Annotated in this window: 20 protein-coding genes; 3 read left to right on the top strand and 17 right to left on the bottom strand. The window is 72.2% G+C overall.

Annotated elements, in window-relative coordinates; translation table 11 throughout:
* Positions 1–87: 87 nt before the first annotated feature.
* From ACQKM2_RS24500 to ACQKM2_RS24435, 14 genes are all read right to left on the bottom strand, one after another.
* Positions 88–2,994: an AAA family ATPase gene (locus ACQKM2_RS24500; protein ID WP_427713206.1), complete on the bottom strand. Its 2,907-nt coding sequence runs from the start codon at positions 2,992–2,994 to the stop codon at positions 88–90.
* Positions 2,995–3,142: 148 nt separating this feature from the next.
* A complete protein-coding gene (locus ACQKM2_RS24495) occupies positions 3,143–3,460 on the bottom strand; it encodes a DUF3311 domain-containing protein (protein WP_427713203.1) in 318 nt (105 codons plus the stop codon).
* A 113-nt stretch (positions 3,461–3,573) separates the two neighbouring features.
* Complete coding sequence (locus ACQKM2_RS24490; RefSeq protein ID WP_427713200.1) at positions 3,574–4,830, bottom strand: MFS transporter; 1,257 nt, start codon at positions 4,828–4,830, stop codon at positions 3,574–3,576.
* Positions 4,831–4,899: 69 nt separating this feature from the next.
* Positions 4,900–6,009 (bottom strand): GNAT family N-acetyltransferase, encoded by a 1,110-nt coding sequence (locus tag ACQKM2_RS24485; protein WP_427713198.1) that lies wholly within the window; start codon positions 6,007–6,009, stop codon positions 4,900–4,902.
* Between the two features lie 96 nt (positions 6,010–6,105).
* Positions 6,106–6,804, bottom strand: a complete 699-nt coding sequence (locus tag ACQKM2_RS24480; protein WP_427713197.1) for an aspartyl/asparaginyl beta-hydroxylase domain-containing protein — start codon at positions 6,802–6,804, stop codon at positions 6,106–6,108.
* A 105-nt stretch (positions 6,805–6,909) separates the two neighbouring features.
* The gene (locus ACQKM2_RS24475; protein WP_427713194.1) at positions 6,910–8,181 is read right to left on the bottom strand and encodes an ATP-grasp domain-containing protein; all 1,272 of its coding nucleotides are present in this window, start codon (positions 8,179–8,181) and stop codon (positions 6,910–6,912) included.
* Positions 8,178–9,452: an ATP-grasp domain-containing protein gene (locus ACQKM2_RS24470; protein ID WP_427713192.1), complete on the bottom strand. Its 1,275-nt coding sequence runs from the start codon at positions 9,450–9,452 to the stop codon at positions 8,178–8,180. The genes ACQKM2_RS24475 and ACQKM2_RS24470 overlap by 4 nt, the downstream gene beginning before the upstream one ends.
* 48 nt (positions 9,453–9,500) lie before the next feature.
* Positions 9,501–10,274, bottom strand: a complete 774-nt coding sequence (locus ACQKM2_RS24465) for an SDR family NAD(P)-dependent oxidoreductase (protein WP_427713190.1) — start codon at positions 10,272–10,274, stop codon at positions 9,501–9,503.
* 6 nt (positions 10,275–10,280) lie between these two features.
* Positions 10,281–11,051 (bottom strand): SDR family oxidoreductase, encoded by a 771-nt coding sequence (locus ACQKM2_RS24460; protein ID WP_427713188.1) that lies wholly within the window; start codon positions 11,049–11,051, stop codon positions 10,281–10,283.
* Positions 11,052–11,060: 9 nt separating this feature from the next.
* Entirely contained in the window at positions 11,061–15,362 is a 4,302-nt protein-coding gene (locus tag ACQKM2_RS24455; protein ID WP_427713185.1) for an amino acid adenylation domain-containing protein, read from the bottom strand.
* 55 nt (positions 15,363–15,417) lie between these two features.
* On the bottom strand, positions 15,418–16,227 hold the full coding sequence (locus ACQKM2_RS24450; RefSeq protein ID WP_427713183.1) for a 2OG-Fe(II) oxygenase: 810 nt from the start codon (positions 16,225–16,227) through the stop codon (positions 15,418–15,420).
* A gap of 812 nt (positions 16,228–17,039) precedes the next feature.
* Positions 17,040–17,231 (bottom strand): hypothetical protein, encoded by a 192-nt coding sequence (locus ACQKM2_RS24445; RefSeq protein ID WP_427713181.1) that lies wholly within the window; start codon positions 17,229–17,231, stop codon positions 17,040–17,042.
* A 5-nt stretch (positions 17,232–17,236) separates the two neighbouring features.
* The gene (locus ACQKM2_RS24440) at positions 17,237–19,372 is read right to left on the bottom strand and encodes a carbon starvation CstA family protein (RefSeq protein ID WP_427713277.1); all 2,136 of its coding nucleotides are present in this window, start codon (positions 19,370–19,372) and stop codon (positions 17,237–17,239) included.
* 15 nt (positions 19,373–19,387) lie between these two features.
* Positions 19,388–19,585 (bottom strand): hypothetical protein, encoded by a 198-nt coding sequence (locus tag ACQKM2_RS24435; protein WP_427713179.1) that lies wholly within the window; start codon positions 19,583–19,585, stop codon positions 19,388–19,390.
* Between the two features lie 587 nt (positions 19,586–20,172).
* Between ACQKM2_RS24435 and ACQKM2_RS24430 the strand changes: the two genes are divergently transcribed.
* The 3 genes from ACQKM2_RS24430 to ACQKM2_RS24420 are packed head-to-tail and all read left to right on the top strand — an operon-like array spanning position 20,173 to position 22,610.
* Positions 20,173–21,693 (top strand): sodium:solute symporter family protein, encoded by a 1,521-nt coding sequence (locus ACQKM2_RS24430; protein WP_427713176.1) that lies wholly within the window; start codon positions 20,173–20,175, stop codon positions 21,691–21,693.
* A 15-nt stretch (positions 21,694–21,708) separates the two neighbouring features.
* Positions 21,709–22,341 (top strand): RNA polymerase sigma factor, encoded by a 633-nt coding sequence (locus ACQKM2_RS24425; protein WP_427713174.1) that lies wholly within the window; start codon positions 21,709–21,711, stop codon positions 22,339–22,341.
* A complete protein-coding gene (locus tag ACQKM2_RS24420) occupies positions 22,338–22,610 on the top strand; it encodes a hypothetical protein (protein WP_427713172.1) in 273 nt (90 codons plus the stop codon). The genes ACQKM2_RS24425 and ACQKM2_RS24420 overlap by 4 nt, the downstream gene beginning before the upstream one ends.
* Here the strand turns inward: ACQKM2_RS24420 and ACQKM2_RS24415 are convergent.
* The 3 genes from ACQKM2_RS24415 to ACQKM2_RS24405 are packed head-to-tail and all read right to left on the bottom strand — an operon-like array spanning position 22,591 to position 26,335.
* Complete coding sequence (locus ACQKM2_RS24415; RefSeq protein WP_427713170.1) at positions 22,591–23,604, bottom strand: TIGR03842 family LLM class F420-dependent oxidoreductase; 1,014 nt, start codon at positions 23,602–23,604, stop codon at positions 22,591–22,593. The two genes, ACQKM2_RS24420 and ACQKM2_RS24415, sit on opposite strands and share 20 nt — an antisense overlap.
* A gap of 24 nt (positions 23,605–23,628) precedes the next feature.
* Positions 23,629–25,029 (bottom strand): dihydropyrimidinase, encoded by a 1,401-nt coding sequence (gene hydA / locus ACQKM2_RS24410; protein ID WP_427713168.1) that lies wholly within the window; start codon positions 25,027–25,029, stop codon positions 23,629–23,631.
* Between the two features lie 10 nt (positions 25,030–25,039).
* Positions 25,040–26,335 carry an aspartate aminotransferase family protein gene (locus ACQKM2_RS24405; protein WP_427713165.1) on the bottom strand — a complete coding sequence of 432 codons (1,296 nt, stop codon included), beginning with the start codon at positions 26,333–26,335 and terminating at the stop codon, positions 25,040–25,042.
* Positions 26,336–26,367: the final 32 nt, after the last annotated feature.

Genomic DNA, 26,367 nt, shown 5'->3' with positions numbered 1-26,367 from the left:
GCTATTCGCACATGCGCTCTCTGCTCACTCACCGGCGCATTTTAATCCACCTTTACCCGACCACCGGCTCCCCGCCGCCCGGGCCGATCATCGGGGCCCGGTCGCCCTCGCCGTGGCGTCCTCCGGGAGGAGGACGCGGAGGTCGTCCAGGGTCGCTTCGCGGCCCGTACGTTCGAGGGCGGCGATCCGCCGGGCATGGGCGCTCTTGACCTCGTCGAAGAGCTTTCTGACCTCGCGGGCGTTGCCCTGGGCGAACCTCTCGGGGTCGGCGTCGATCTGGGCGCGCACCGCCTGGAGCGTGGCGTCCGGGGTCTGGAAACCGGAACGCTCCGCGTGGCGGGCCAGGATGGTGACCAGTTCCTCCCCGCTGTAGGCGGGGAAGCCGACGGTGGCCGAGAAGCGGGAGGCCAGACCGGGATTGACGTCGAGGAAGGCCGTCATCTCGTCGGTGTAGCCGGCGGCGATCACAACGACCTCGTCCCGGTGGTCCTCCATCAGCTTGACCAGGGTGTCGACCGCCTCCTGACCGAAGTCGGCTCCCGTTCCGCCGGGTCGGGACAGGGTGTACGCCTCGTCGATGAACAGGACGCCGCCACGGGCGCGTTCGAACTGCTCGGCGGTCCGCAGGGCGGTGCTCCCCACGAACTGGCCGACCAGGTCGCCGCGGGACACCTCGACCACCTGGCCGCGGGCCAGGACGCCGAGAGCCGCGAGCAGGGAGCCGTACAGGCGGGCGACCGTCGTCTTGCCCGTGCCGGGCGGGCCGGAGAAGATCAGGTGGCTCGGCATCGGGTCGGAGGGAAGGCCTGCCTCCCGGCGCCGCCGGGTGGTGACGATCAGGTCGGTGAGGTCGCGGATCTCCGTCTTGATGTCCTCCAGACCGACCATGGCCGAGAGTTCGCCGAGGATGGTGTCCAGCTGCCCGGAGTCCCTGGCCTCCGCGAACCGTGCGCCCAGTCCGCGGTCGACTACTCCGTCGAGGTCCTCGGGCAGGAGCAGGACCAGTTCCTCGGCCGACGGGGTGTCCTCGCGGTCGGCCAGCCTGAGCGCCTGCTGTTCGAGGGCCGCCTCGAAGATCCGCCGGGCCTCCCGTCCGTTGCCGAAGGTCTCGGTGCGCCGGGCCTGCTGGAAGTGGGCCGCCAGGGCGGTCCGGGTCGGTTCGGCGAGCAGGAAGCCGTACTGCCCCGCCAGCCGCTCGAAGATGGCGACCAGTTCGTCCGGGCTGTAGTCCTCGAACTCGATGGTCCGGGAGATCCGCGACTGCAGGCCCGGGTTGGCGGACAGGAACTCGCGCATCTCGGCCGAGTAGCCCGCGAAGACGACGACGACCTCGTCCCGGTGGTCCTCCAGCAGCTTGACCAGCGTGTCGATCGCCTCCTGGCCGAAGTCGGCTCCGCTGCCGAACCGGCGGGAGAGGGTGTAGGCCTCGTCGATGAACAGCACCCCGCCGCGGGCCCTGTTGAAGACCGCGGTGGTCATCGCGGTCGTCTCGCCGAGGTGCGACCCGACCAGGTCGGCGCGCGAGACCTCGGTGAAGTGGCCGCCGGAGACCACGCCCAGCGCGGCGAGCAGCCGGCCGTAGACGCGGGCGACGGTGGTCTTGCCGGTACCCGGGGAGCCCGAGAACACCATGTGCCGTCCGATCACCGGCCCTTCGGGCAGCCCTGCCGCCCGGCGCTGTTCGGCGACCCGCAGGAACTTGACCAGCTTCCGGATCTCGTCCTTGACCTCCCGCAGCCCGACCATGGCGTCCAGCTCGGCCAGCAGGGCGTCCACCTCCCCGGCCGTCGCGGGCGTCACCGGCGTCGCGGGCGTCTCCGCACCGGCGGGCCCGGCCGGTGCGGGCGCCGCGGTCCCCGCCTCCGCGGTCCCCGCCTCCGAGTCCTGCACCGGCGCGTCCGTCCCCGCGGGCGGGACGTCCCGCTGGTCTTCGGCCTTGTTCCCCTCCGCCACCAGGTCCCGGATCTCGACGTGGGAGCCCTGTGCGGTGAGGATCCCCGGGCCGTCCGTATCCGTGATCCTGCAGCCCTGCAGCACCACCCGCGCCCCGGCGTCGACGGCGATGCCGAACCGGCCGCTGCGCGCCACCAGGGATCCGTTCATGATCAGGGAGCCGTCGCCGGTGACGCCCACCCCGATGTCGGACTCGGAGACCGCCCCCCTGACCAGGGCAGCCCGGCCCCCGTCCGCGGCCAGGATCCCGTACGCGCCGGCCCGCACGACGTCGCAGTCGGTGAGGGTGGCCGTCGCCCCCTCGTCCACCGAGGCACCGTTGCTCCTCGCGTCCCTGACGGTCATCCGCGTGGCGCTCAGGGTGCCGGAGCTCGTGCACCAGACGCCGTCGACCGCCGCGTCCGCGACGAGGAGGCCTTGGACATCGGCCTGCCCGCTGTCGCGGACCACCAGGCCGCACTGGGTCGAACGGTGGACCTCGCTGGCCCGGACCGCGGCCTGGGCATGCTCCTGGACCATGATCCCGGCCATTCCGGTCTCCTCGACCCGGCACTGTTCGATCAGCGCGTTCACTCCCGCGGCCACGAGGATGCCGTGTTCCGCGGCGCCCTGCACCCGGGTGTTGCGGACGCTGACCCGGCTGCCGTTCTGCAGCGTGACACCGCACAGGGAGGAGCCGATCACCTCGCTCCCCTCGACCAGGCCGGCGGCGTCGGAGTAGACGACGGCCCCCTCCCGTACGGTGCTGCGCTGGAGGAAGAGTTCGGACCCGCCCCAGGCGGTGACGGCGTGGCCGGACTTGGCGAGGAACTCGCAGTCCTCCACCACCGCCGTGCCGCCCACCACGCCCAGCGCCCGCCCGGTCTTGTGCCAGTTGCGCAGGACCAGGCCCCGCAGCGTCATATGGCCTTCGGCCTGGAAGTTGTACTCGGCGGCCCCGTCGATGACGACCGATCCGCGTCCGCCGAGCGCGGTGATGACGACCGTGCCCCAACAGCGGATCGCGTCGGTCCGGTAGTGGCCCGGTGCGACGTCGATCATGACCGGTCCGGGCGGCGTCTGCGCCTCAAGCGCGTCGGCGATCGTACGCAGACCCCTCGGATCCGTTTGCGACACCAGCAACCTGAACATCAGCACCCCGTTTACGCGACGACCCGCGCTCCTGATCGTATGTCAGGAAGGGGACTCCCTAGCCGCCGGTCCCGTGCGGCGGGAGGTCGCAGCCGCCGTCGTCCCGACGCGGCCCGGTGCCGGCTCCGGTCCTGCGGGAACGCTGGTCGCGTTGCCACAGCTTGTAGGCGATGAGGGTCAACGCACTGGAGATCAGGACCCAGGTCATCTGGTACCAGTAGAAGAACGGGATTCCTCCCAGCATGGGTTCGACCTTCGCGTACGAACCCACCCAGAACATCGCCGCGAACGGCGCGAACAGGCACAGGGCGATGACCGCGCGGACAGGTGTCACTGCCGGTGGCTTCGTCTCAGGTGCCCCTGAGTCCGTTGCCATGGGCGTGCCTCCGTCCCCCGCCTGATCCCGCTGATCAGCTCTCTCCGTGGGGGCAGTTTAGTGCTCGGGCCTCCGCACCGGCCAACGGGTTCGTGAAGGGATCGCCCCGGAGCTCACCCGTCGACGTCACCGGTGCGGGCAGTGGCCCGCTCCCGTGTGCGCGGGACCGTCAGTGCCAGGAGCGCCGCCACCGCGCTTCCGGCCGCCAGGACCCACCACAGCACCAGGGGGAAGCCGGCCATCAACGTGGCCACCAGCAGCGGGGCGAGGGCCGTGGCACCACCCGCGAACAGCTGGTTGAACGCCAGGTAGGCCCCCTGCTCCCGCCGGGGCGGCAGGCTCGTCAGCATCACCATGGCGGCCTGGGAGACGGCCAGCTCCCCCAGGGTGTAGAGGGCCATGCCGGCGACCAGCAGGGCGACCTGTCCCCCGCGGGGGGCGCCCCCGGCCGACAGCGCGGACGCGTACAGCGCCACGTACGCCGTTCCCCCGACCGCCAGCACGGACCCGGGCCGGAACTTCTCCAGCACCCGGCTCAGGGGCAGCTGGAGCACGGTGAGCAGCACGGTGTTGACCGCGAACAGCACGCCCACGGTCCACGACGGCATCCGCAGCTCGCGCAGGACGAACACGGGCAGGGCGCTTTCCACTGCGAGGGCGGCCGTCAGGAGCACGGCGTTCGCACCCGCCGCCCGCAGGAACGGCAGGTCGCGCCAGGGTGCGGCGTGCCCGGCGCGCAGGCCCCGGCGCGGCGCGGGTTCGGTCGGCCGTCCCGGCGGAACCCGGAGGTAGAGCAGGGCCGTGAGGGCGAACCCGGCGGCGTTGACGACGCCCAGCACCACGAATCCGGAGGCCGTGTCCACGACGAACAGGCTGGCCAGGAGGGCCCCTGCCCCGATCCCCGCGTTGAAGGCGACCCGGGTCAGTGCGAGCCACTGGCCGCTCTGCCCCTCCGGGGCCAACCGGATGGCGAGCAGCGGACTCGCGGCCTGTTCGGCCCGGTTGCCGAGGGCCAGCAGCAGGGTGCACAGCACCAGCGGGACCAGGCCCCGGAAGGAGGCGATGCCCGCGAAGCACGCGACGCGCGCCAGTGCCGCCGCGATGAGCACGGGCTTCGGGCCGACCCGGTCCACCAGGCGGCCGACCGCGAAGAGCCCCGGCAGCACGGCGAGCGCCGTGGCGGTCAGGACCAGACCGACCGAGCGCAGGGACTGTCCCGAGAGCTCGGTGAAGAACAGCAGGGAGAAGGGGTAGAAGAAGCCCGTGCCCAGGGCCTTGACCAGTTCCGACAGGCCGAACCAGACGACACCCGGCCCGCGCGGGAGCACCGGAGCGGGCCCGCTCGCGTCCTTCACAGCAGTGGATGTCATGTCACGGAGTCCTTCGGGTGCCTGCGGCGCCGGGTCGGTGGGGTGGGGTGGCGTGGCGTGGGCGGAGGGTCACAGCCGGAGCACGTGGCAGCGCTGCTCCGTGGCCGTGCAGCCCCGGGAGCGCTTGGCCTGCTCGCTCCCGAGCCCGTAGTGCAGCGTGGTGGCCCCGGCGGCGGCGGCTTCTTCGAGCAGGCGGTAGTAGAGGACCTCGAAGTACAGGGGCAGCCCGCTGCGTTCCTGGTAGGCGTAGTCGTAGCCGGTCTGGCGTGCGTACCAGTGGTCGCCGTGGCGCAGGATCAGGCCGTAGCCCCGGACCTCGCCGTCGCCGTGCGCCGTGATGGCGAACGCGTCGTCGCCGAAGCAGTCGCGGACCTGCCGGATCTGGGCGAGGACCTGGTCGGGGCGGATGTCGATGCCGTACTTGGCGAGCAGGGCGGACTCCAGCTCCGCGCAGCGGGGCAGGTCCACCGTGGCCAGCGGCTCGACCGCGATCCGCGCCTGCGACTCCCGTACGCGGCGGCGTTCGGCCGCGATGGACACCCGGCGCTTGCGCGGCAGGGAGGCGAGGTAGCCGTCGAAGCCGTCCTCCGGGACCCGCAGGGTGCTGTAGCGGCCGGTCGTGTACGACAGGTAGCCGCGGGTGTCCAGGGTCGCCGCGACGTCCGCGTCCTGTTCGTCGAGGTAGAGGAAGCACACGGAGGCGAGCCCGGCCTCCCGGGCCAGGGTCTCGGCGGCCGCGACCAGGGCCCCGACGTCCTGCGCGGTGGCGTCGGGGGAGCGCAGGAGGCGCGTGCTGCCGACGTGGCGGCCTCCTGCCACCAGTGCGGGCATCAGGGCCCGCGACGGGTCCGCCCCGAGGCCGGTCAGCAGCGCACCGGCGCCGGGCAGTCCGGCCTCGGCGCTGTTGCGCAGGACGACGTCGGGTCTGCCGAGGGCCCACGGCACGGACGTGGTGGCGGTCGCGGTGGCCAGGCCGGCGACGGGCCGGCCGTCGCGCTCGGTCCACAGGTAGGTCATGGGGACCCCGGCGGTCGCCTCGACGACGTCGAGCCAGCGGCAGGTGAGGAAGATGTCGGACGGTCCCGCAAGGGCGTCCCAGCCCTCCCTGGGCAGGTCGGCGGCCCGCTCGACGGCGTGGACCCCGCCGGGCAGCCGTGGGGTCGTCGTGGGGGTGGGCACGGGGCGTCCTCCTGGGATCGCTGGGTCAAGGACATCGGCCGGGGGGTCGGCGGCCGCGGGGGCCGGGGCGTCGGCGCCCCGGCCCGGCAGTGCGCGTCAGTGCATGACGTCGTACTTGGCCGCCTCGATGAACTGCGGCGCGAACTTGCGCTTCTGCCACAGGCAGTAGCGGTTGAGCAGGCCGGCGAGCGGGCCCATGGGGCGGCGGAAGTCGATGATCACGATCACCCGCGGTTCACTGCTGTCGTTCACGACCTCGTGCTCCAGGGAGACGTCGAGGACGACGCCCTCGCCCTCCTTCCACTGGTGGTACTCGTCTGCGAGGCGGATGCGCGGCGGGTTGTCCGTGGGGATCCGGATGCCCAGGTGGTAGCGGAGGATGCCCGCGTACGGGTCCTGGTGCGGGGGCAGCGTGACGCCCGGCTCCAGGATGGAGACGAAGGCGTTGACCACGTTCGGGGTGGACTGGGCGAACGACAGCAGGGTCGGGAGGTCCTGCTTGGCGAGTTCGTTGGTGTTCCCGAACATGTACGCGTAGTAGAGCTTCCACTCCTCGGACACCTGGGCCGCGCGCTCCGGGTCGAAGGTGTCGTACGTCGGGATGCTGCGGCTCGCGAGCAGCGCGTCGACCTCGGCCTGGAGCTCCGGGAACCGCCGCTCCAGCTCCCAGACCTCGGGGAAGACGGCGTGCGAGGGGATGATGCGGCGGCGGTTCCTGCCGCCCGCCTTGCGCAGGAAGATCCAGTTGTTGAGGGCCCGCACGCGCGGGTTGTTGAGGTAGGGGGAACCCTTCAAGGCGTACTCCTGGTCGTGTCGGATGCGGGTGTGCGGTGGAGTCGGTGGAGTCGGTGGGGTCGGCGGGGTCGGCGGGGTCGGCGGGGTCGGCGGGGTCGGCGGCGTCTACCCGATGCGCCTCATCGCGCCGCGGCGCGCCTGCCAGGCGCTCGTACGGCCGTCGGGCTCCGTGAAGGTGAGCCTCAGATGGGCGAGCGCCCGGTCGATGGTCTCCAGCATCGCGCCGTGGTCGGGGGCGCTCCCGAGCAGGATGTCCATGAAGAAGGAGGTCGCGGGGGGAGGGAGTTCCCCGCCCACGGCCAGGCGCTGCCAGTGCCCGACGACGCCGGGTTCCTTGAGCATCACCTCGATGCCGTCCACCCGGTCCAGGACGCCGCCGCCGGGCAGCGGGGAGAGGCCGAAGTACTGGAACTCCACCGAGGCCACCACGGGTTCGGCCACGTCCACCGGGAGGCCGCAGGCCGCCCGGATGCCCAGTTCGTGGAGGTCGATGCCCATGGCGCGGCGGTACATGTCGGCCAGGAACCCGCCCAGGCGGCCGTTGACCTCGATGATCCTCGGGCCCTGGGGGGTGAGCTTGATCTCGGTGTGGACCAGGCCCTGCCGGATGCCGAGGGCGAGCGCGGCGTCGTTGGCGAGCCGGGCGACGCCCGCGTGTTCGGCCGGCCCCAGGTGAGAGGGCACGAACCCGCCGTGCTCGCGGAACGGCGGCATCAGCGGGAACTTGCCGGTGACGCCGAGGGTGTGGGCGGTGCCGTCGACGACCAGGGACTCGACCGAGACGTAGTCCCCGAACTCCCCCTCGTCGCGTCCGGCGAGGAACTCCTCGACTACGAAAGGCCGCTCCGGGGTCGGTGTGAGGTCGGCGGGGAAGTCGGCCGCGCTCGCCACGAAGTGGGTGTCGATGCTGCTCTGACCGCGTACCGGCTTGACCACGGCGGGGCCCGGCCACTCTCCCAGGAGCGCCAGGGCCTCGGCGCGGCTGGTCACCGCGGCCGACCGGACGGCGTCCACACCCCGCTCGGCGAGGCACTGCCGCTGGGCACGCTTGTCGGTGAGCCGGACCACGGTGTCCTGGTCGTGGTAGGGCAGGCGGAGCAGGTGGGCGAGCCGGGCGGTGAACGGCACCAGGCCCTCGCTGAACGTCGTCACGCCGGACGGGGCGTGGGCGCTCAGCGCCGCTGCCGCGAGCTCCGGTGCGTGCTCGTCGGACTCGATGACGGGGCCGAGCGCCGCGTACTCGGCGTGCTCCCGCTCGTCGAGGGCGCCGGTCAGCGCCACGTACACGGGGGAGAGCCCGCACGCGCGGGCCGCTCCGGCGATGTCGTGCGGCCGTACCCCCGAGTTGGGGAACACCACGACGGCGACCGTGCTCATTTCCCACCCGCATCCGTGTCGCGGAGCCGGTAGATCCGGTCCTTGATCTCTTCGATCCGCCGGCGGTCGCGGTCGATCCGATCCATCGAGGTCGCCGACATGAAGATCCGCAGCGTGCTCGAATACAGGTCGACGGTCGGGCGGACGGTGCCGCCGGGCTCGATCTTCAGGTCGAACCGGTCCACGGTCTCCAGGGCGGAGAGCTCGGCCACGGCGTCCTGGTCGATGCTCTCGACGGTCCCGGACCGCGTCGTCGAGGTGGTGCAGCAGACGGCCTCGCGGACCTTGTCGTAGCGCCGCCCCCCGTAGCGCTCGACGAAGCGCGCCGGCTCCAGGTAGGCGAGCGCGGTGAGCGCGGCCTGGTTGCCGCCCGCGCAGGCGTCGTGGAACCCGGGGTGCATGTTCCCGGCGATGCGCGTGCCGACCTCGACCAGGGCCGGACCCTGCGGGGTGACGATGACCTCGGCGTGGGTGGGCCCGAAGCGGACGCCGAGGGCGTCCAGGGCCTTCTCCACGTAGGCCGTCAGCTCGGGCGCCGGCCCCTCGTCGGCGGCCAGCAGGCGCTCGCGGTCGTAGATGTTGCGCCCCGAGGGCAGCAGGCGCTTCTCGTACTCCCAGACACCGCAGACGTACCGCCGGCCTCCGTAGGACACCATGTCGACCACGTACTCGGTCCCCTGGAGGTAGGACTGGGCGAGCGCCTCGGTGTTCGTGTCACCGTAGATCGTCTCCGTGCCCAGGATCCCTTCGGCCGCGGCCCGCACCGCTTCGGCGTCGGTGCATATGAACACCCCGTCGCCGGCGGCCGAGTTGAGCGGCTTGACGACCACCGGGTACCTGCCGGCCTCCTCGGCCCACCGTACGAGGGCGTCCGCGTCGCGGCTCTTGAGCTGTTCCGCGCAGTGCAGGCCGGCGGCCCGCAGCGCCTCGCCCATGAGGTACTTGTCGCGCCGCGCCTCGGACAGGGTCGTGCCGTTCGTCGGCAGGCCGAGCCGCTCCGCGAGCCGGTCGGCGAGGACCACGCCCGGCTCCTGCCCGGCCAGCACGCACAGCGGCGCGTACTCCTCCAGCCGGACCAGCGTCTTCTCCAGGTCCTCGTGCACCAGCGCGGCGCGGTAGACGCCCAGGTCGGGGGCGGGCATCGAGCTCATGAACTCGGGGGTGCTCTGGACGTGCACCAGATCCGCGCCCAGGGCGGCGAACTCCGGGGGCAGGTACTTCCCCGACGTGTACGCGTCGACCAAGACGACGACCGGTCTGTTCCGGGACAACGGGACTCCTCATCTGGTGGGTGCTGCGGTTGCGGCCGGCGGGGCCGGTCAGGTGGACGAGAAGCCGCCGTCGACGAAGAGCGTCTGGCCCGTCACGTAGGCGGAGGCGTCGCCGGCCAGGAAGACGGCGACCCCGGCGAAGTCCTCCAGGAGGCCGTTGCGGCCGGTCATCGTGCGGCGGGCCATGGCACCGGTCCGCACCGGGTCGCGGAAGACCGCTTCGTTGAGCGGGGTGTGGACGAATCCCGGGGCGATGGCGTTGGCGCACACCCCGCGCGCGGACCAGGCCTCCGCCTGGGAGCGGGTCAGGGCGGACAGGCCCGCCTTGGAGACGCCGTAGGCGCCGCTGTTGCCGAAGGCGCGGACCGACTGCTGGGAGGCGATGTTGACGATGCGGCCCCAGCCCTTCGCCGCCATCTTCGGGCCCAGGCGCTGGCCGAGCACGAACGGGGCGTCGAGGTTGGTGCGCAGCGTGCGGTCCCAGTCCTCCTCGGTCAGCTCGTCCATCGGCGGCCGGATGTTCACTCCGGCCGAGTTGACCAGGATGTCCGTCGTGCCGTGGCGTTCCTCCAGCCGGTCGGCGAGCCGGTGCACGGCGTCGCGGTCGCCGAGGTCGGCGCTGAGCCACGAGGCCGTGCCGCCCCCGGTCGGCATGGCGGCGACGGTCTCGCGCAGCGCCTCGGGCCGGCGTGCGACGACCACGACGTCGGCGCCCGCACGGCACAGGGCCTCGGCGATCGCCCGGCCGATGCCCGAACTCCCGCCGGTCACCACGGCCCTGCGGCCGCGCAGGGTGAACAGCGAGGTGAGGTAGTCGTCCACGGGGCCTCAGGCCTTCTGGCGGGTGGGGCGCAGCCGGATGTCGTCCAGGTGCACGTGGGCCGGCCGGCCGACGACGAACCCGATCACGTCCGCCACGTCGTCGGGCACCAGGAGCGGCCCGTTCTGCTCGGCCACGGACTCGAACCACGCGGTGTCGTAGCCCGCCGCCTCCTGGAAGCCGGAACGCACGAAACCGGGTTCGATCAGCGTCACCCGGATGTTGTGCGCGCACACTTCTTGGCGCAGCGCCTCGACCAGTGAGTGCACCGCGAACTTCGTGGAGCCGTAGACCGGGTTGGCCGCCGACACCTGGCGTCCGACGGTGGAGCCGATGACGACGAGGTCGCGCACCCTGCGGCCGCCGTCCGCCTCTGCCTGCTTCACGAACTCCGCTGCCGCCGCGCGCAGTTGGCGGAGGACGGCGAGGTAGTTCGTCTCGACCAGCTCCTGCCACCGGCTCGGGTCCGAGTTGAGGACGGTGCCGGGCAGGCCCTGCCCCGCGGAAGCCACGAAGATGTCGGCGGGGGCGAATTCCCGCTCGGCCGCGGCCAGCAGCTCCTCGGTGTACGCGGGCCGGTTCACGTCCCCGGGGAACGGGTGCACGGAGCCGGGCAGGCCGGCCGTCTCGGCCTGCAGGGCGGCCAGCCGGTCGGCCTTGCGCCCGGCGGCCACCACGTCGATGCCCGTCCGGGCGAAGGCGGCTGCGACCGCCCGGCCGATCCCCGAGGTAGCCCCGGTGACGACGGCGACCCGTCCTTCGGTGATTGCGCCTGTCATGTCGAACCCCTAGTCCTCGTGCGTGTCGTGCGGGTGGTCGGCCGGGGCGAGCTCACCCTGCTGGATGAGTCCGGCGAAGTACGTGCGCAGCCAGGCCCGGTCCTGGGGCGCGAACTCCACGCCGAGGTGGGCGAGCAGCCGCCGGGTGCGCGTGTGGTCGTAGCGCACGTTGCGCTGCGGACGGCCCGCCCAGAAGCGGGCGAGCGAGATCTGCTCGTCGCCGGTGCCGGCGTAGGGGCCGAAGAGCGTCGCGAAGTCGGGCGCCCCGTCCTCCCGGAGGTCGCAGCCCAGTTCCCGCAGGGCCGCGAAGACCTCGTGGTAGGTCACCTCGTGGTGGGTGTCGACGTGGAAGGTGCCGCCGCGCACCCGGGTGCTGCGTGAAATCTCCAGGATGCCCTCGGCGACGGTGTCGACGGGACTGAGCGCGAGGGTCTGGGAGCCGACGCGTGGCACCCGCCCCAGGCGTACGCAGGCCCGCAGGAGCTGGACGAGGCGGTTGTCGCCGCCGTTGCGCTGGAACCTGCCGGTGAGCGAGTGGCCGGTGACGTTGCCCGACCGGTAGATGAACCCGCTGCCGCCCCCCGCCGCGAACTCGTGGACGAGGCGTTCCGCGTCGTACTTGCTGCGCTCGTACTCGTTGAGGAAGCGCTGGCCGATGTTGAGGCTGTCCTCCGAGAAGACCGCCGGCTCGCCCTCCGTGCCCGTGCCGCAGACGGCGAGGGTGGAAACGTAGTGGAGGTCCTTGGGGCGTCCGGTCTCCGCCAGGCGGATCATGGCGCGCACCGGTTCGGTGTTGTGCCGGTCGAAGGAGTCCCGATCGCCGACCAGCCGCGTGTCACTGGCCAGGTGGTAGACCGCCTCGACCTCGCGGGCCAGCGTCGCCTGGGCCTCGTCGGAGAGCCCGAAGCCCGGTTCGGCCAGGTCGCAGGCGTGGACGGTGACGCGGTCGCCCCAGCCCGCCAGGTCTTCGTCCGGCCGGTACCAGGCGTACGCCTCCCGCAGCCGCTCGAAGGCCGGCCGGTCCGGGTGCTCGCGCACCAGGCAGTGGACGTGCCCGGTGGTACGGGTCAGCAGCAGGTGCAGGAGGTGGGCTCCGATGAACCCGGTGGCGCCGGTGAGCAGGACGGCCCCGTACTCGCGGGTGGCCCGGGCGGGCGGTTCGCAGTGCAGGGCGCGCGGCACCTGCGCGAGCAGGCCGGTGCTCGACCCCTGCTGGTCGACGAACTGGCCCTCGGAGCGGGGCAGTCGGGCGGACGCGAGGAGGTGGGCGCGGGTGGCGCGGGCCACCTGGAGCATCCGCTCCGGGGTGTGGCGGCGCGGTGTGTAGGAGAGGTCGGCGACGAGCTGTCCGTCGTGGAGGCGGGCGGTGAGCTTGAGGCCGTAGCCGCGGTCGTTGCCGGCGCCGCGCACCGGACCGACGGCGTGCCGTGAGAGCGAGGGACGCAGGTCGTCGCCGTAGGGCAGGGAGAACGCGCCCAGGTAGTTGAAGCAGACGTCCGCACGCTGCGGCTCGTCGTGGAGACCGTAGGCGATCCCCAGGTGGGGCACCTCGTGCAGGGCCTTGGCCGCCGACTTGCCGGTGGCCGCCACGTCGCCGTCGACGACGGCGACGCGGACGGGGAAGGTGGAGGTGAACCAGCCCACGGCGCGGGAGACGTCGAACTCGTCGCCGAACGGTTCGCGCCCGTGGCTCTCCACGTCGGCCACCAGCTCGTCCAGACCGTCGGCCTCGCCGAGCGCCTGTGCGAAGGCCGCGAGGAGGGCGGCGTGGGGCGGCGTGCCGGTGCTGGCCGCGTCCGCACGGGCGAGGCCCTCCGTTTCGGCCCGGCTGATCCGGAACCACACGGACCGCGCGTCGCCCTCGCGGTTCGCGTCGTCGCCGGGCACGGGGGCCAGGTGGCTCAGCTCGCCCCAGTGGCCGAGGTCCGCGCGCAGGGCACCCGCCTGGTCCCGGAGGTGGGTGGCCCACTCGCCGAACCCGGTGGTGCTGGCTGCGGTCGTGGGCGTGCGGCCCTTCAGCCGCTCGGTGTAGCAGCGGCTGAGGTCGTTGACGGCGATCCGCCAGGAGACGGCGTCGACCGAGAGGTGGTGGCAGATCAGCAGGAGGTGGGCCTGGTCGGCGCCGTGGAAGAGGTGCGCCTTGAAGACGGTCCCGTCGGCGACGGAGATCTCGGCCTGCCGGGCGGCCGCCACGTCCCGGATGTGCCGGGCGGCGGCAGCGTCGTCGGCGGGCAGTTCCGAGCTGGTGAAGGCGCGGCCCGGGTGCACGACGTGGCGCCGGTGGCCCGTGCCCTCGCGGCGGAAGGCGGTGTGCAGCAGCGGGTGCAGCGCGACCAGGTCGGTGACGGCGGCTTCCAGGGCGTCGGCCCGCACCGCGGGGTCGATGTCCAGCAGCAGCGCCTGGTTCCACTGGTCGGGCTGGGCGAACTCGTTCCGGAAGAACCACCGCTGCGCCGGGGAGAGCGCCGTTTCGTCCTCGACGACCGTGCCGTTCCGGGCCCCGGGAGGGGAGGTCCGTTCGGTGCCCGCGCCCTCGCCGATGCGGGCCGCGAGCGCCGCGACGGTGGGTTCCGCGAAGAACGCGGCGGCCGACACCTGGTGGCCCTTGGCCTGGAGGTCGGCGACGACCTGGATGGCGTCGATCGAGTTGCCGCCGGCGAGGAAGAAGTCGTCGTGGACCCCGAAGTCGCCGTGGCCCAGGTGGCGGCGCCAGGCGGCGAGGACGCCGGTGAGGACCGGGTCGTCCCGGTCGACGTCGTGCGTGCGCTCGGCCCGGTCGCCCAGGCGGTCCTCGACGAGCGCGCGCAGTGCGGCCTGGTCGGTCTTCCCGTTGGCGTTGCGCGGGAAGCCGTCGAAGACCTCGATGCGGTCCGGGACCATGTAGGAGGGCAGGGTGTCGCGCAACCGCTCGCGCATCAGGGCGGGTCGGACCTCCTCGGCCGTGCCCGCGGCGGTGACGGCCGCGACGAGCGCCGGCCGCTCCCCGGTCAGGTGGAGGGCGAGGGCGTCGGTGACCGCGGGCAGCCGGCGGAGGCCCGCCTCCACGTGCCCGAGCTCCACGCGGTAGCCGCCGACCTTGACCTGGCGGTCGCCGCGGCCGAGGAACTCCAGGACGCCCCGGCCGTCGGCCCGCACCGTGTCACCGGTGCGGTAGGCGGTGCCCAGTCCCGGGAAGGCCTCGTCGAGGTCGCCGGTGAACGCCTTGGCGGTGGCCCCGGCGTCGTTCCGGTAGCCGCGGGTGACCGAGGGCCCGGCGACGTAGAGCTCGCCGACCGCGTCGCGCTGGTGGAAGCGCCCGTCCTCGGTACGCACGAACAGGCGGGTCTCGCCGAACGCGGTGCCGATGGGTACGGACGCGGCCTCGCCGATCCCGTCCAGGGCCGCCTCGTCGCGCAGGACCTGTACCGCGACGCCCACCGTGGTCTCGGTGGGGCCGTAGTGGTTGACGAGGGCGCGGGTGACACCCGAGGCGAGGACGCGGCGTGCCAGGGACACCGGCATCAGCTCGCCGCCGAGCAGCAGGACCCGCAGCTCGGGCCGGGTCGTCGGGTCCTGGCCGAAGGCCCGGAAGAGGACTCCCCAGTGCGAGGGCGTCGTCTTGAGCACGTCGACGCGCTCGGTGTGCAGATGACGCAGCAGGCCGACGGGGTCGCGGCGCGTGGCGTCGTCGACGAGGTGCAGGGTGCCGCCGGTCCACAGCGCCAGGAAGAGGCAGGTGTTGCCGAGGTCCGCCGCCAGCGTGGTGACGTGTGCGTAGGAGAGCGGCCCGGTGATGTCGAGCCGGTCCAGCAGTGAGGCGGTGTAGTGCCGGATGTTGGCGTGGGTGACCATGACCCCCTTGGGGACGCCGGTCGAACCCGAGGTGTGGAGGACGTACGCGACGTCGTGGGGGTCCGGCTCGGCGAGCGGTGCCGGGGTGACGGTGCCGGTGTCGGCCCCCTCCCCGCCCACCACCAGGACGTCGAGCCCCGCCCGGGTGAGCTCGTCCTGGTGGTGCCGGGAGCCGAGCACGAGGCGGGGGTCCGCGGCGGCGAGCCTGCCGGCCCCCTCCCCCACCGGTTCGGTGGGCTCGACGACCGTGTAGGCCGCACCCGATCCGAGCACGGCGAGGAGCGCCACCACCGCGTCCGGGGAGCGGTCGAGGTGGACGCCCACGAGAGAGCCACGGCCGACGCCCCGGCCGCGCAGCCGGTGGATCAGCCGGGACACCTGGTCGTCGAGCTGCGCGTAGGTCAGGCGTTGCTGACCCACGGCGACGGCGGTTCGGTTCGGATGGGCCGTCGCGTGCGTGCGAACCAGAGCCGGGAGCATGCCGTAGTCCTCTACGTGTGGGCGGTCGGTCGGAGGGGGTGCCGGTGGGCCGGGATCAGCTCCAGAAGACGAGCGGCTCCTGCGGGCCCTTGGTCGCGATGAACGCGGCCGCGCCGACGCGGTGCTTGCCGTGTCCGGCGGTCACGGCGTGCAGCATCCGGGGGCTGAAGATGATGAGGTCGCCGGCTTCGGGGTGGATCGTGTGCACGGGCTCCTCGACCGAGTCCGGCTCCAGGCCCTCGACGTCGAGGATGGTCCTGGTCTCGTCCTCGGTGGGCTCGCGGAGCCAGAGCTGCAGGTTGCCGCCCTCGTCCGGTACCTGGAGGTAGATGTTGGCGACGAGCTGGTTGAGCACGCCCTCGATCTCGGGGGCGTCGCTCTCCTGGTCGATCGCGTCGTTGTGCGGGTAGAACTCGGAGGTCGAGGGCTGGAAGACCCGGAAGGCGCCGACGAAGCAGGCCCGCCCGCGCAGGCGCATCAGGTTCGCGCCCGCGGGCCACAGCTCCTGCAGCTCCAGGCGGACCCGGTCCACCGGGGAGAGGTAGGGGTGGAACATCGAGCGGACGTCCTGGATGGCCGGCAGGGCCTGCTCGTGGTACTGGTTCGTCAGCTCCGCGTCCCACTTGGTGTCGATGTGCGGCATGTAGACGCGCCCGACGCTGCTGGTGTGCTGCTTGTGGTAGTTGCCGAGCGCCTGGTGGTTGATGGCCTTCTGCGCGACGTCCTGGGCGATGTCCACGGGGTAGTAGCCCCGGACGTGGATCGCGCCGATCTCGCGGTTGGCCAGCTTGAGCAGCGTCTCGGTGGTGAGCTCGGTGGCGATTTCGTCCGTCAGGGACCTGACGACGTGCGTGGTAACGCTCACGAAGGGGCTCCTCGGGTTGAGAGGGGGCAGGAGTGCTCGGACTCGACTCACTGCACGGGTGAACCTGCACCGGTTCGGAGAATTCTCGAAGACGGAATCCGAATTCCGCCAGGGGGAAAGCTAGGCGACTCGACCGCCGGGGTCAAGGCGGTAATTCATTCCTGGAATTGACCCGAAAATGGGCATGCCGAACCGGCCCTCCGATTGGACGGAGGGCTGGAATTACCCTGGAAGAACGACCCCTGGCCTCACGCGCCGAGGCCTTGCCGGGCGAGCCGGCCGATCGCCGGACCTGCCGCCGATAGGACCCTCAGACCCTGAACGCAATGAAGCAGTGGCAGGCAATTTCACGGAGGTGCGGGAATTCCGCGGCCGTCGTGCGTGAATTCGCGTGACGGCGGTTCACCGGAAATCTGGTGCGAAGGCAGCCGGAAAGGGTTCCGGAGGTGTTCGGATCAATACGAGACGCACCACGGAAAGGCGCGCCCCCCGGAGCTCCGGCGACATCGGCGGCATCGGCCGCGACCACCGTGCCCGCCGCGTCCGCCGGAAGGGCGCGCGAGGACCGCTGACGGACCCCCACCCACCCCCGGCACCTTCACGAGCCGCACGGAACCCCCCTCGACCGGTACTCCGCGCGGGTCGCGGGCCGGCGGCCCGCGCGGAGTGCGTGTACGTCTTCCCGGAGGCTCTCCGGAACCGTGTCCGGCAACCCCCTCACCCACACAGTTGCCCGGCGGGGCCGCCAGGGTTACGCGTGGCCGCGGAAACTTGATGTGACCTGGGCCACGCCCCGGCCGTGCGGCGGTCCGTCAGCAGCACCGGCTCGTCGTGCGGGCCGTGCGCCGCGCATGGGTGCGCCACAGGCTCCGGCGCTCCCTCGCCGTCAGCCGCCCCCCTCCGGGACCGGCGTGCGCATCGCACACCCGCCGGAACTCGGCCTGCCCCGAGACCTCGTCGAGGTAGCGCAGGACCCGGGCCCACAGCCGGAGCACACCCGTCACGGCGTTCAACCCGCCCGCCCGGCCACGACCCGCGTCTCCTCGGCGGGCAGGGCGCGCGGCTGCGGAGGGGTCTCCGAGGTGGGCAGCGGCACCGGGGAGCGCAGGGCCTTGCCCCAGACCCTCACCACATCGGCCATGACGACGAGGACGAGGAGGACGAACACCGCCGCGAGCGTGCCGTCCACGGTGGAGTTGGTGACGATCTGGCGCATCTCCTCCGCGAAGTGGGCGGGTGCCAGCACCTTGCCCTGCTCCAGAGCGTCGGCGTAGCGCTCGCGCTGGGCGAAGAAGCCGACCCTGGGGTCGTCGGAGAAGATCTTCTGCCAGCCGGCGGTCAGCGTCACCGCGACGTCCCAGAGCAGCGGGACGCCGGTCACCCAGGCCCACCGCAGCCGCCCCTGCTTGACCAGCACGGTGGTGCACAGTGCCAGTGCGAGGGCGGCGAGCAGCTGGTTGGCGATGCCGAAGAGCGGGAAGAGCTGGTTGATCCCGCCGAGCGGGTCGGTCACTCCCGCCAGTAGGAAGTAGCCCCAGCCCGCCACCATGAGCGCGCTGCACAGCCAGATGCCCGGCTTCCAGCCCACGTCGCGCATCGGCTTCCAGACGTTGCCGATCGCGTCCTGGAGCATGAACCGGCCGACCCGGGTGCCCGCGTCGACGGTCGTGAGGATGAACAGGGCCTCGAACATGATCGCGAAGTGGTACCAGAAGGCGCGCATCGCCTCGCCGCCGACGGCTTCGGACAGCATGTGCGAGAGACCGAGGGCGAAAGTGGGCGCGCCGCCCGTACGGGACTGCACGGACTCTTCGCCGATGGCTGCCGCGACCTGGCGCAGGGCGTCCGGGGTGATCGTGAAACCGAGCTCGCGCACGGCCTGGGCCGCGGATTCCGCCGTCGGACCGAGCAGCCCGGCGGGCGAGTTGACGGCGTAGTAGAGGCCGGGCTCCAGGACGCACGCCGCGATGAGGGCCATGACGGCGACGAAGGACTCCGTCAGCATGCCGCCGTAGCCGATGAGCCGGATGTGCGACTCGCGCTGGATCAGCTTGGGGGTGGTGCCGGAGGAGATCAGGGCGTGGAAGCCGGAGAGGGCGCCGCAGGCGACGGTGATGAACAGGAAGGGGAAGAGGCTTCCGGAGAAGACGGGCCCGGCGTCCCCGCCCGCGAACCGCGTCACCGCGTCCGCCTTCACGGCGGGGAGGGCGACGACGATGGAGACCGCCATCAGGGAGATCACGCCCACCTTCATGAAGGTGGACAGGTAGTCGCGCGGGGCCAGCAGCAGCCACACCGGCAGGACGCTCGCGAGGAACCCGTAGCCGATCAGCAGCCAGCTCAGCGTGGTCGGTGAGAGCGTGAAGGCGGCGGCCCACGCGGGCGAGTCGGCCACCCAGCTGCCGCCCACCACCGAGAGCACCAGCAGGACGGCACCGATGACGCTGGTCTCCACGACCCGGCCGGGGCGCACCACGCGCAGCCACAGGCCCATGAACAGGGCTATGGGCACGGTCATCGCGATGGAGAAGGTGCCCCACGGCGAGCCCGCGAGGGCGTTGACGACCACGAGCGCCAGCACGGCCAGCAGGATGACCATGATGGCGAGCACGGCGACGATGGCGGCGACCCCGCCGATGGGGCCGATCTCGTCCCGGGCCATCTGGCCCAGGCTCCGCCCGTCGCGTCGGGTGGACAGGAACAGGGTCGTCATGTCCTGTACCGCGCCGGCGAGGACCGCGCCGACGACGATCCACAGCACGCCGGGCAGATAGCCCATCTGGGCGGCGAGCACGGGCCCGACGAGGGGGCCGGCGCCCGCGATGGCCGCGAAGTGGTGGCCGAACAGCACGCCCTTGCTCGTCGGCACGTAGTCGACGCCGTCCTGGAGGCGTTCGGCGGGCGTCGTGCGGGAGTCGTCCGTGCGCAGCACGCGGCGGGCGATCCACCGTGCGTAGAAGCGGTAGGCGACGGCGTACGAGCACAGGGCGGCGACCAGCAGCCAGACGGCGCTGATCTCCTCCCCGCGGACCAGCGCGAGCACGGCCCACGCCGCGGTCGCCGCGAGGACCACCGCGCCCCACGCGGCGGTGCGCAGCGCGCGGCTGCCCGTCCGGGACCCTGAATCGGGGGCCGGGGGATTCATTGGTTCCATGGAGAACTACCTTTCGGCGGCGCGCAGGTCGAGCGGCTCGTCGGTGGTCGTGTCGAAGCGCTGCAGCAGCGCGGCCGCGCCCGCGCTCAGCAGGCAGACGGCGAAGTGGAGTACGTAGAACAGGGGAATGCCGAGCAGCCGGGGCCGGTCGGGCGGCAGTGCGAGCGTCGCCGGGGCGGCGGCCACCGGCAGGAGCAGCAGCACCCACCGGGCCGCGCGCCGCGATGGACTCCGTGCGCTCCGGGCCGACCCGCCCCCCGCGGCGTTCAGTGACAAGACGGCGACCCTCCGTGTCGTTGGCGGTGCCGGCGCCCCGCGGTCCGAGGCGGACGAGGCGGGGCCGGCGGGGAAGGCGGGAGTGCGCGAAGGCGGTCCGGCACAGGGCGGCGCGTGGGTGCGGACTCCCGCGGAGCAGGACGGCGGGAGCGTCCGAGCTCTCCGGCCGCCGGCTACGGGTGTTGGTTGCGCACCCCGGGCGGAGGGTTTACGCGGCGGCCGGTTCCACTGGGTGACGTGGGTCACGCCGCGGGTCGACGAAGCAGATATTTCATGAGGTAGGAGGCGCGCCCGAGCAAGCGGGACCTTTCGGGGCGGCCCCTCGATCATTCCTTGACCCCCGCTGGAGGGCGACCTAAGGTACCGCTCAGCAGAATTTAGTTTCCGGAATACGGAAAAGGGTGGGCAGGGGGAGCCTCACCGAGCGACTTCGGGCACGCAGCCGACCGGCCGGCGCGGTCTCCCGTAGATCCCTCGCCCTGAACCGGGGGGTCATCATCAGCCACGCCATCGCTGTGGGCTTCGTTCTCGTCATCGGCTGCGCCCTGCTGGCCGGGGTACGCCGCCCGTCCCGCGACGAACTGCCGCACCCCGCCGGCTGGGCGCTCGGCGGCCGCGGTCTGGGCACCGCCGCCACCTGCCTGCTGCTCGGCGGCACCATCTACACGTCGTACACCTACATCGCCGTGCCCGGCCTCATGTTCGGCACCGGCGGACTGGCGCTGTACGCCCTCGTCTACACCATGCTGCTCTCACCGCTGATCATGATCCTGCTGCCCCGGCTGCGCGACATCGGCGAGAAGCACGGCCTGATCACCGCGGCCGACTACGTCCGCGTCCGGCACGGCTCCCATCCGCTGGCACTCGCGACGGCCCTCACGGGCATGCTGGCCACCATGCCCTACCTGGGACTCCAGGTCGTGGGCACGGCAGCCGTGCTGCGTTCCATCGGCCTGCCCCCGGACGGGGCCGCGGGCTGCGCCGCCCTCGTCCTGCTGTTCCTGGCCTTCGCCCTGGTGACCCGGCCCGGGGGCCTGCGCGCGTGCGCCCGGATCTCCCTGGTCAAGGCCGTGCTGATCGGCGCCGCCGTCGTGGTGCTGCTCGCACTGACCGTCACCCGCCTCGGCACACCGGGGCACATCTTCGAACTGGCCGACGGGCGCGGCACGGGGATGGGCCAGTCCTTCGGCGTCCCGCCGCAGAACTTCACCGCGTACGCCACGCTCGCCCTCGGGTCCGCGCTCGCCCAGCTCATGTACCCCCAGGTCCTCCTGGTCGCCATGGCCAGCAGGTCCAAGGACACCCTGCGCGCCGCCACCACGTTCCTGCCCGCGTGGAGCATGACGCTCGGAGTCTGGGCCTTCTTCGGGATCGCCGCACTCGCCGCGGGGGTGCGGACCACCGCCGGGCACGGCGAGCTGGCCGTGCCCACCCTCGTCCGCGAACTGGCCCCCGAATGGCTGGCCGGACTGCTCTTCGGCGCGCTCGCCGTGGCCGGACTGCTGCCCGCCGTCGTCATGGCGATGAGCATGGCCATGCTGTTCGTACGCAACGTCTACGTCGAGTACCTCAACCCCACCGCCACCCCCAAGCACGAAGTCCGGGTCGCCCGCGGCCCCGCGCTCGCCATCATGGCCGGGGCCATCGTCTTCGCGCTGCTCATGCAGCCGCAGGACGCCGTCAACCTCCACCTGCTCGGCGGCGTCTGGATCCTCCAGGTCCTGCCCGCCGTCGCGGTGTCTCTGTTCACCCGCTGGTTCCACCGGCGCGCGCTGTTCCTCGGCTGGGCCGTCGGCATGGTCTCCGGAACCGGCCTGCTGGGGCTGCGCGGCTTCTCCACCGTGGTCGACGTCGGCGTCGGACCGGTCCACGCACCGGTCTACGTCGCGCTGATCGCCCTCGCGCTCAACCTCGCCATCGCCGCCCTGCTCACGCCGCTGCTCGACGCACTCGGCGTGCCCCGGGGCACGGACGGAACGGCCGGCGCAGGGGCGTTCGAACGCCGCGGATCCAAATACGCCTTCGTCGTCGAATGAGTGAGGAACCCACCCGTGAAACCCCTCCTGCCACGACATAGCGACCGCCTCCGGTACCCGTCGGCTCCGGTCCCGCCGCCCCTCGACGGCACGGCCCCGCCCCTCGCCCCTCCGGAGGCGCTCGATGAGGAAGCCACGCTCGACCTGCGCGACGCCGACCGCGATGTGGCGATCGCCCACCTCTTCGACCAGCACTACGCCCGGCTGCTGCGCCTCGCGGTCCTGCTCGGCGCCGAACAGGACGCGGAGGACCTCGTCTCCGAGGCCTTCTACCAACTCCACCGGCGGTGGGCGAAGCTGAAGACCCCCGAGGTCGCCGCGAGCTACCTGCGCTCCATCGTCTGCAACCTGGCCCGGATGCGCATACGCCGCATCAGGGTCGCCCGCCGCCACACCTACCCGGTGCCGGAAGACCTCGTCCGCTCCGCCGAGCAGCAAGTACTCCTCAACCAGGAGCAGCGTGAACTCGTCGCCGCATTGCGTACGCTGTCGTCCCGGCAGCGGCAGGTCCTGGTGCTGAAGTACTGGCTGGACCTCAAGGAGGCCGAGATCGCCGAGACGATGAAGATCTCCGTCGGAGCCGTGAAGTCCCACACGGCCAGGGGCATGGCGAAGCTGACGGGTCTCATGAAGGGAGTAGCCAGGTGAGCACGGAGACCGAGGAGACCGAGGACCTGCTGCGCAGCGTCCTGGTCGGCCTCGCCGCGGCGGTACCGGACGGATCGGCGACGTCGTACCGCAAGGAGCAGGCCCGCTGGCGCCGGCGCGAGTACCGGCGCCGGTGCGTCGTCGCGGTCCTGGTCCTCCTCATCGTCGCCGTCGTCTGCGCCATCGGTCTGATGACCCTCTCCAACGCGTCACCGGACACGCACGTGATCTTCGACAACGCCATCGGCGTCAGTCGAACGCCGGAATGACCGTCGAGCCGTACGCGTCGATGGTCGCCTCCCTCGCGTCGTGCATGTCGTAGACGGCGAACTGGTCGACACCGAGGGCCTTCAGGTTCCTCAGCTTCTCGATGTGGGCGTCGGCCGGGCCCAGCAGGCAGAAGCGGTCGACGATCTCGTCCGGGACGAAGTCGGTGGACGGGTTTCCGGCGCGGCCGTGGTGGCTGTAGTCGTAGCCCTGGCGGGCCTTGATGTACTCCGTGAGTTCGTCGGGGACCATGCCCGAGTGCTCCCCGTAGCGGGAGACCAGGTCGGCGACGTGGTTGCCGACCATGCCGCCGAACCAGCGGCACTGGTCGCGGGCGTGGGCGAGGGCGGCCGGTGAGTCGTCGGCCGTGACGTAGGCGGGGGCCGCCACGCAGATGGTGATGGACGACGGGTCGCGGCCGGCCTCCGATGCGGCGTCGCGGACCGCCTTGACCATCCACTCCGTGAGGAACGGGTCGGCGAGCTGGAGGATGAAGCCGTCGGCCTTCTGGCCGGTCAGGGCGAGCGCCTTCGGCCCGTACGCGGCCATCCAGACGGGGAGTCTGCCGTCCTTGATCCACGGGATGCGGACCGGGTTGCCGTCCACGACCGCCTCGCGGCCTTCGGCGAGGTCGCGGATGGCCTCGATGGCCTCGCCGAGGCGGGCCAGGGTGTTGGGGGCCCGGCCGGCGACCCGCATCGCCGAGTCGCCGCGGCCGATGCCGCAGACGGTGCGGTTGCCGTACATGTCGTTGAGGGTGGCGAAGGTGGAGGCGGTGACCTCCCAGGTGCGGGTGCCCGGGTTGGTGACCATGGGGCCGATGTGGAGCTTGCGGGTGTTGGCGAGGATCTGGCTGTAGATGACGAACGGTTCCTGCCACAGCACGGCCGAGTCGAAGGTCCAGCCGTAGCGGAAGCCGTTGCGCTCCGCGCGTTTCATGAGGCTGACGACCTGGGAGGCGGGCGGGTCGGTCTGCAGGACGAGGCCGAAGTCCATGGCGGCTCCTTGCTGCTCGCGGGCTTACAGGTACTGGCAGGTGGAGCGGTGGACGAAGGCGCCGTGGCCGGCCCGGCCGGTGTACTCGCGCCGGTCGACGACGAGCTCACCGCGTGAGAGGACCGTGTCGACGCGTCCGGTGATCCGCCTGCCCTCGTACGCCGAGTAGTCCACGTTCATGTGGTGCGTCTCGGCGGAGATGACCTGCTCGGCGTGCGGATCGTAGAGGACGATGTCGGCGTCGGAGCCCGGCGCGATGGTGCCCTTCTGCGGGTAGACGCCGAACATCCGGGCCGGGGTCGCGCAGGCGATCTCGATCCAGCGGCGGCGGCTGATGTGCCCGTCCAGGACGGCCTGGTGGAGGAGGTCCATGCGGTTCTCCACCCCCGGCAGGCCGTTCGGGATCTTCGAGAAGTCCCCCCGGCCCAGCTCCTTCTGGCCGCGGAAGCAGAACGGGCAGTGGTCGGTGGAGACCACCTGGAGGTCGTTGGTGCGCAGGCCCCGCCACAGGGCGGCCTGGTGCTCCCGGGGGCGCAGCGGCGTGGAGCAGACGTACTTGGCGCCCTGGAAGTCCGGCTCGGCGAGGTTGTCGGTGGACAGGAAGAGGTACTGGGGGCAGGTCTCGCCGAAGACCGGCAGGCCCTTGTCCCGGGCCGCCGCCAGCTCGGCCACGGCCTCCTCCGCCGACACGTGGACCACGTAGAGCGGCGAGCCGGCGACCCGGGCCAGCTGGATCGCGCGGTGCGTGGCCTCCGCCTCCAGCAGCACCTTGCGGACCTCGCCGTGGTGGCGGGGGTCGGTCTCCCCGCGCGCCAGGGCCTGCTCGATGAGCACGTCGATCGCGATGCCGTTCTCCGCGTGCATCATGATCAGCCCGCCATTGGACGACGCCCGCTGCATCGCGCGCAGGATCTGACCGTCGTCCGAATAGAAGACCCCCGGATACGCCATGAACAGTTTGAACGAGCTCACGCCTTCTTCGACGAGGCCGTCCATTTCCTTGAGCGTGTGGTCGTTGACGTCCGACACGATCATGTGGAACGCGTAGTCGATCGCGCATTTGCCGTCCGCCTTGGCGTACCAGGCGTCCAGGCCGGCCCGCAGGGACTGCCCCTGCGACTGGACCGCGAAGTCGATGACCGTCGTCGTACCGCCCCAGGCCGCGGCTCGCGTCCCGGTCTCGAACGTGTCCGACGCGAAGGTGCCGCCGAAGGGCAGCTCCATGTGGGTGTGCGCGTCGACGCCGCCCGGGATCACGTACTTCCCGGTGGCGTCGATCGTGCGGTCGGCCGTCCAGGCCCCGGCGGCCGCCGAGCCGTGCGCGGCGAGGGCCGCCACCCGGCCGTCCTCGATCAGGACGTCCGCGTGGAGCTCGTCGGCGGCGGTGACGACCAGGCCGCCGCTGATCAGCGTACGGATGCTCATGTGCGTCCCCCTACTGGATGCTGCTCAGCGCCTGTTCGAGGATCCCGGCGCCCTCTTCCGCCTCGGCGACGGTGAGGGAGAGCGGCGGCGCGATGCGCAGCACGCTCGTGTTGTGCCCGCCGCCCTTGCCGAGGAGCAGCCCGCGCTCCCGGGCGGCCTCCAGGACGGCGGCGGCCGCCTGCGGGTCGGCCTGGTCGGTGCCCGGCTTCGTCAGCTCGACGCCGGCCATCAGGCCCCGGCCGCGGACCTCGCGTACGGCCGGCACGGAGGCGGTGACGGCGCGCAGCCGCTCCAGGAGGAGGCCGCCGACGCGGCGGGCGTTGCCCTGGAGGTCGTGGTCGAGGAGGTAGGCGAGGTTGGCGAGGCCGGCCGCCATGGTGACCGGGGAGCCGCCGAAGGTGGAGATGGAGTTGGAGTCGAGGCAGTTCATCACCTCGGCGCGGGCCACGACACCGCCGATGGACATGCCGTTGCCGATGCCCTTGGCGAAGGTGAGGATGTCCGGCGGGCCGCTCTGGGCGTGGGCCTGCCAGCCCCAGAAGTTGTCGCCGGTGCGGCCCCAGCCGGTCTGCACCTCGTCGCTGATCCACAGGATGCCGTGGCGGTCGAGGACCTCGCGGAAGGCCCCGTACAGGCCGTCGGGCGGTGAGGTGAACCCGCCGACCCCCTGGACCGGTTCGGCGATGAGCGCGGCCACTCCGCCGCGCGCCTGGCCCAGTACGTCTTCCAGGTCGGCGACGGCCGCGGCGGTGAAGGCGGCGTCGTCGAGGCCGGCGAAGGGGCCGCGGGTGCGGACCGCTCCGTGGACGTAGTACGTCTGGAGCGGGGAGAGGCTGGTCGGGGACCAGCCCCGGTTGCCGGTGATGGAGACGGTGGAGAAGGACCGGCCGTGGTAGCTGTTGCGCATCGCCAGGATCTGGTTGGAGCGGCGGTACGTGGTGGCGAGCAGCAGGGCGGTGTCGTTGGCCTCGGTGCCGGAGGTGGTGAAGAAGACCCGGGCGTCGGGGATGCCGGACAGGGCGGCGACGCGCTCGGCCAGCTCGATCATGGGCCGGTTGAGGTACAGGGTGGAGGAGTGGATGATCCGCCCGGCCTGTTCGGCGACGGCCTTGGTGACCTCGGGCAGCGCGTGGGCGGTCATCGTGGTGAGGATGCCGCCGAAGAAGTCGAGGTAGCGGTTGCCGTCGGCGTCCCAGACGTGGCGGCCCTCGCCGTGGGTGAGCTCGATGGGGCGGTCGTAGTAGAGCGCGAGCCAGTCGGGCAGGACGGTGCGGTGGCGGCTGTGCAGCGGGATGGGGTTGGTCACCGGGCCCCTCCCTGGAAGCCGTGGCCTTCGGA

This window comes from Streptomyces sp. NPDC004126, from assembly GCF_050275515.1.
Classification (GTDB): domain Bacteria; phylum Actinomycetota; class Actinomycetes; order Streptomycetales; family Streptomycetaceae; genus Streptomyces.
Note: the sequence above shows the minus strand (reverse complement) of the source record. Positions and strands in the feature narration are given on the sequence as shown.

Excerpts from the sequence above, each read along its gene's own strand:
- ACQKM2_RS24440 (WP_427713277.1), bottom strand. The coding sequence starts at position 19,372 with ATGAATCCCCCGGCCCCCGATTCAGGGTCCCGGACGGGCAGCCGCGCG.
- ACQKM2_RS24415 (WP_427713170.1), bottom strand. The coding sequence starts at position 23,604 with ATGGACTTCGGCCTCGTCCTGCAGACCGACCCGCCCGCCTCCCAGGTC.
- ACQKM2_RS24500 (WP_427713206.1), bottom strand. The coding sequence starts at position 2,994 with ATGATCGACGTCGCACCGGGCCACTACCGGACCGACGCGATCCGCTGT.
- ACQKM2_RS24455 (WP_427713185.1), bottom strand. The coding sequence starts at position 15,362 with ATGCTCCCGGCTCTGGTTCGCACGCACGCGACGGCCCATCCGAACCGA.
- ACQKM2_RS24490 (WP_427713200.1), bottom strand. The coding sequence starts at position 4,830 with ATGACATCCACTGCTGTGAAGGACGCGAGCGGGCCCGCTCCGGTGCTC.
- hydA (WP_427713168.1), bottom strand. The coding sequence starts at position 25,029 with ATGAGCATCCGTACGCTGATCAGCGGCGGCCTGGTCGTCACCGCCGCC.
- ACQKM2_RS24460 (WP_427713188.1), bottom strand. The coding sequence starts at position 11,051 with ATGACAGGCGCAATCACCGAAGGACGGGTCGCCGTCGTCACCGGGGCT.
- ACQKM2_RS24495 (WP_427713203.1), bottom strand. The coding sequence starts at position 3,460 with ATGGCAACGGACTCAGGGGCACCTGAGACGAAGCCACCGGCAGTGACA.
- ACQKM2_RS24475 (WP_427713194.1), bottom strand. The coding sequence starts at position 8,181 with ATGAGCACGGTCGCCGTCGTGGTGTTCCCCAACTCGGGGGTACGGCCG.